Raw genomic sequence first — 6,149 nt, forward strand, 5'->3', positions numbered from 1 at the left:
TCATTATATCAAAGCCATTCCTAACGAGACCGGTATTTATCTTATCAGCAAAAAAACGGTGAACAGTGTCCCGACTCTGGATGTTTCGTTTATATCAGAAGAAGAACTTGATGGGACAGAGTCAACCATAACCCCAAAACAGTTGTACTCTTTTAAAAATAATGATCCAAAATATCCGGGCGTAACTCCGGTTCCTGACTCACAATTATTTGATGTCCTGACAAGCGGTACCGTGAATTTAGATGGAGAGGTCATAATTGGAGCAAGTGATTATCAGGGTTCGATTGTTACCTGGTATATCAATCCGGATGGCAGCATTGGGCAGAAAACGTTGATTTCTAAAGCAACCATAAGTTCCGATTTCCCACGGGGTATACGAAATCTCATTTTTAACGACGGAAACTGTCAGGGAGATGAAACCGGAGTTAATGATATTTCTGCTTCGATATATCAGGACACTACCATGTTAGGAGAGACAAATCAGTTGGGTGATGGGCTTAAATCTATTTACAGTTGTGATGGGCCGTCATTTGAATCAAATACATGGAATAGGGTATATAGAACAGGAGGTGATAAAGAAGAGTATTTCATGGGGAAAGGTGCTCTAAGCAAATTCACCCTTAATGTGCCTATGTGGATGAGTGAAAATCTTTGGTCGATTCAGTTTTTCGGATTGGTGTATAATAATGATGAAGATGATCCAAATTGTCATGGGTACACTTTTTATCTTGGTTACTTTGCTTCAAATCAATTAATCCAGAATCCTGATGAAACTACCAATTCGACATCTAGCAATTTCGATGGAAATGCCGGAATATTCATTCCGCAAGGATTTGTCGATGGTGTTCCTCCATTTTCAATGAACGGGCGAACCATGGATAATTGCGATATTGATAGTGGACCTATAAAATCTGAGGTTGATTTGAGTAATGGGAATTCTAAGTCAACAGAAATATCAGGTTCGCGTGATTCATCGGGATCTATTAGTCTTAATTTACATTTTGTAGATCTATTCTCGGGTATTGATGCATCCTATGAGAGGGGAGCAAAAGAGAAAACAACAAAAGAAAGTAATTTCGAAACGGAGATTGAACAAACATTAAACGGGTGTGAGGATCCAGCGACCTCATATGGATATTTCCTTTATCTCGCCCCGAATATGGTCACAACTGCATATAATGTAGCAGATTACTTTGGAACTATACCTACCTCAAATCCAAAGGTAGTATATATCTCAGTATATGATCCATCAGATCCTCTAAAACCTTTAATAAAGTCATATAACCTCACAAATCCTGTAATTACCTCACAAGTTTTCAAAGGTATGGCTAGTTCTCCAGACCATTTTAACTTAAACCCATGGTATTTCTCATCATGGTCTGGTGGTTGGAACGGCCGGGACTGGATTGGTGGTAAACAAAATCCCTATGCCGGGAATTATGTTAGCACGCTATTAGGAAGTGAAGATCTGACTTGGGATAGTGGTGGCGGTACAGGAACGCCTACGTATACAATGGATAATGCCTCAACTATTTCGAATGAACATACTCAGAAAACCACCGTTTCGGTAGATATATTAGGTCTTTTAAAACCAGAAGGTTATATCACTACTGAACAGGATATTTCGACTACAAATACATTCAAAAAAGGGTTGACTTTCAAGTATGACATGCGTTACCATAAGGGTGATACCTGTGGATATAATGAAATAGATATCGAGCCTCAACTTTTAACCCCTGTTAAAAATCCTGATGGTTCGATAGCATCCTGTCCATGGGTTCCGTCAATATATGCTGCATATCAACCCTGGTTCCTTACATGGCATGTTGTTTCAACTAATGGAACTGATTGTTCTTCCGTGGGAATGTCAACAGCGACAGAAAATGTAATCGCCACGAGTATTGTGCCGGTTGGTGGCGGAACCATCACTCTTCCATCAGGAGAAATCGAAGTGAATGCAACCGGACAGATAAAGGCAGTTCCAGCCGATGGTTATACTTTTATGTACTGGAAAGGAATGGGATTAGATCTCGATGACCTGAGTTCTCCGGTTACAAATGTAACTGTCCGAGCAGACCATTCTACTATCCGTGCTTATTTTGCAAAAGAATCATCAAGCCTCGTTGACACCGGAATTATTGCAGTGCGAAATGATAGTGTGGGAAATCAGGTGAAACTTCAGGGGACGTTACCTGATGGATTTAACAAGTATATGGCATTACATCCGCGTAAACCGATAGAAATAAGAGTAGGATTCCTGACATTCCCCTTCGGTTCAACTGTTGGAGATGTGACTATTGTATCTGATCATGAAATTGCGTATACAACAAATGATCCGAAAAAAGGAGTCTCATCTCTCCGGTTAGATCTTGGAAAGAACAAATGGTGGTTTGCAGCAAACCAGGTTCCGGATTTGAATAAAGAATTGAACTCTCACATTCTCACTATTGAATTTGAAGGTAAGAACACCTATAAAAGGGATAGTGTTCTGATGGGAGGATATGAGGATATCATGTGGTCTGGAAAGAATGAATCAGTTTCCAATGATTTATTCTCTCTGAATAATGCAACGGTATCCGGAAAGGTGTATTACTACGATGATAACAAAGTATACGACCGTTTATCTCTGAACGGGGGTGGCCTTAAGGTTAGTTCGGTACTTGCAAATGACCCTGTCACATTAAAGATGAATGATGTTGTACTAGCATTTGATAATGCCACGAGTGTGGATGGAAATGTATTCTCTTACCAGTATAATGGAAAAGATCTTAACGGTACTATAACCATCAACAACGCTACAAAATCCCTGAATGTCGCTGTTGACGGAGAACGTCTCTCTCATGAATTTATTCGTTCTGCGATTCCGATTAAACTTCAGGTGGGAACAAAGAATGCATCAGCGATAATTCATGCTACTCCGAGAATCTTTTTAAGAACACCACATCGTGGGTCTATAGATGAGGATGCAATCCTCTCTGGATCTGAGTATGGAGTGTGATTAATTCTTCATTTTTAGGGAGAAATCCTGAAACGAACCGGACAATTCCCCCTTTGGGGAACATAATTAACCTCCGGAATTTTTTCTTATTCTGTTTTCTCTTACCGGTAAGTATCGTATCCAGAACAATTACTCCAGGATTTATTGGCATTCCGACAGAAGTGTCTGCACCTCTGGGAGTTTCATTTATTGACAAGAGTTATCTTGAGTTGGTAAAATTCAGGTAGAGCCAACAGTTAGATCAAAAGAGCCCTATCTTGATATATGTTGAACCGGTACTTTGGTACCCGGTTTTTCATGAAAAATTGTGGCAATAGAGAAAAAAAATTATTTTATTGACCTGATGCAACCAGGCGGGTAACATCCTGGACAAGAGCAATAACACTTGGATCTGCCATATTCCGGGGGAATTCAAAAGTAACAGGAATCTCTTTTCGAACCACCGCGGGTCTTTGTGTCAGGATAACAATCCGATCTGCCAGATAAACTGCTTCTTCAGGGTTATGAGTTACGATAAAAAATGTTGTATTCAGTTGATTGCGAATCCGGAGCACTTCGTCCTGAAGTTCACGACGGGTAAAGGTGTCAAGAGCACTAAATGGTTCATCCATGAGGAGAATTTCAGGTTCTACCGCAAGAGCACGGGCAACCGCCACCCGCTGTTTCATCCCTCCGGAAAGATGGTGAGGAAGGGAATTTGCGAACTCCTCCATCCGGACAAGGGTAAGAAGTTCTGAAACCTTTTTGTTCACCTGTTCTTTCGAGGAAAACCTGACTTTCATGTTGAGCCCGTATGAAATATTCTCCCTGACAGAAAGCCAGGGAAAGAGCCCGTGATCCTGAAAAACCATGGCAGAACGCAATCGTTCAGAATATAATCCATCACTACCAAGAACCTGACCGGAATCGGCATTTTCAAGCCTGGATATAATACGCAGGACAGTGGACTTACCACATCCTGAAGGTCCCATGAGACAGACAATCTCCTTTTTACGAATTGTTAATGAAACTGAGTCTATTGCCCGGCAAACAGAATCACCCTCGATAAATTGTTTTGACAAACTGTCAAGTACAAGAACTTCGTTCATTCTTTCCCCTGCCAGCCAAAAAAGCGTACCTGGCCAAGTTTGAAAAAATAATCAGAAACAATGCCGATAATCCCGATAACAATCATACCTGCTACAATGACCTGTATCTGACCCAGGTTATATGCATACATTATGAGGTATCCAAGGCCGGCACTTGTTCCGGGAAGCATTTCTGCAGCGACAAGGCACATCCATGCTACTCCGAATGCAAGCCGAAGCCCGGTCCAGATAAAGGGAAGTGCCCCGGGAATTATAACAGTCAGAAACTTCTCGCCGGTGGTGGCCCCAAGAGTCTGTGCTACTTCAAGCCACCTTCCCCTGATATTATGCACTCCTTCCACCGTGCTGATTAAAACTGGAAAGAAAGAACCGATAAAGATGATGAAGATGAGTGAACCAAACCCTATCTCAAACCAGGCAATTGCCAGAGGCATCCATGCAATCGGAGGAACCGGACGGAGTACCTGAATAAGTGGATTTATGTAGTCATCTAATTTTTCTGACCAGCCACTCATAAGACCGATGGGGATTGCACAAAAAACAGCTATCAAAAAACCAATGATAACACGTTGAAGACTAACAATAGCATTTTCAAGAAGGGATGCTCCCCCAAACAGGGATTCCATGGGATGGATAAGTACCGGAATAATGAGTTCCCATCCTGGTAGAATGAAACTGTTTCCAATAGTTTTAGAGAGGATTTCCCAGATGATGAAGATCATCACCGGGAGCAATAGGCCTCTTGAAATCTTATGTTTATGAATCATTAATGCTCCATCGAGGGGGGATACCGTACAAAATGATATTTATTCCTTCATAGTCAAACGCTTCTCTCATCATTTCTTCCTGAATTGAACTTTGGGGAACTGCCACAATGACCGGATTTCCTTTTTCTGATCGGTCTTTCACCCATGAGATGAACGATTTCCAGTCAGTACACGGTGCCGAATTATCAACGATGAGGCCTGAACCTCCAGCATTGATCGATTGAATAACTGATGCATCATTTCCCATCGAAATCTGTAGTTCTGTCGGAACGCTCCCGATATAGGCCGCTTCCATAGCATCCTGTCCAAGACCGGTCATGACTCCTCCTCCAACAGATCCAGGTAGCAGCACTACCTTTGCAGCGGTCTGATTATGATAGAGAAGTGATGCAGCGGTCGGTCGTCCTGATTTTCCTGAGTCAGGGACGAGACAAAATCCATACTCGTCACAAATTTCCTCGTGGGACATAATAGTCACGTATAGCGGGGCATACAGATCAGATGAGGGGAGGTAACCAATGCGGACAACCGGAGGGTTTTTAGACAGAACTGGCAATGACCCGTTTAGGAGTTCCTGTGCCCGGTGCATAACAGAACTATTGACATACTTAATTTCCGCCATCTTAAAAGAATCTTCATTCATTGATGATTGCAGCCGTGAGATATCTGGAAGCTGTGCTGAACTGGTAAAGGTAATGTGCTGAAATGCTTCGTTTTCCACATCGTTTGGATTCAGGTAAAGACCTGCTGAACGGATAGGTTTTGACCCATATACCCAGTTCGCTGTTATATTTCGGGCAGCATCAGGATCTTTTTTTATCTGATTTATCCCGGCTATGGTAACCGCTGAAAGAAGTGCTGCAATTTCCGGATCCCGCTCGATGAAATCATTTCGCATAACCAGTACATTGCAGGCAGCGTTCTCCCATTTATGATCTGGGGGAATATCACCATCCCGTGCAATGACTGAACCTATTTTCCCAAGTGAAGATGTTGATACTACCGATTCCCAGACAATGAATGCATCCACCTGGGATGTGTTCAGGAGCTGGGGCATGATACCAGATGTAGCATAAACAAATTTGACCGTTGGTTTGGTTCCGGTACCGGCAAGTTCATGCCCTACAGGTAATCCGGAAAGTACGAATAATAATATCAGTAAGAGTCCACAAAGAAGAGGAATATACCCGACTCTCATAATTGTAAAGTGCCCGAATCAGATATAAAGATATCAGTGCGACGGGAAAAGCGGAATAATGGATTTCGTGTAACTGTTCAGTCAATTGATTTATTTTA

The 6,149-nt window shown here is 42.1% G+C and carries 4 protein-coding genes; 1 reads left to right on the forward strand and 3 read right to left on the reverse strand.

Going from position 1 to position 6,149, the window contains the following annotated elements; genetic code table 11:
* Window positions 1-2,998, forward strand: a 2,998-nt coding sequence (locus tag VN429_RS04500; RefSeq protein ID WP_325630249.1) for an InlB B-repeat-containing protein, incomplete at its 5' end; no start/stop codon positions are given.
* Window positions 2,999-3,330: 332 nt separating this feature from the next.
* On the opposite strand, the gene VN429_RS04505 is transcribed toward VN429_RS04500, so the two are convergent.
* The 3 genes from VN429_RS04505 to VN429_RS04515 are packed head-to-tail and all read right to left on the reverse strand — an operon-like array spanning window position 3,331 to window position 6,051.
* The gene (locus VN429_RS04505; protein WP_325630251.1) at window positions 3,331-4,086 is read right to left on the reverse strand and encodes an ABC transporter ATP-binding protein; all 756 of its coding nucleotides are present in this window, start codon (window positions 4,084-4,086) and stop codon (window positions 3,331-3,333) included.
* A complete protein-coding gene (locus tag VN429_RS04510; RefSeq protein WP_325630253.1) occupies window positions 4,083-4,853 on the reverse strand; it encodes an ABC transporter permease in 771 nt (256 codons plus the stop codon). Before VN429_RS04510 ends, VN429_RS04505 begins: the two co-directional genes overlap by 4 nt.
* Window positions 4,843-6,051: a substrate-binding domain-containing protein gene (locus VN429_RS04515; protein ID WP_325630255.1), complete on the reverse strand. Its 1,209-nt coding sequence runs from the start codon at window positions 6,049-6,051 to the stop codon at window positions 4,843-4,845. The genes VN429_RS04510 and VN429_RS04515 overlap by 11 nt, the downstream gene beginning before the upstream one ends.
* Window positions 6,052-6,149: the final 98 nt, after the last annotated feature.

The organism is Methanospirillum sp. (assembly GCF_035560735.1).
Lineage (GTDB): Archaea > Halobacteriota > Methanomicrobia > Methanomicrobiales > Methanospirillaceae > Methanospirillum.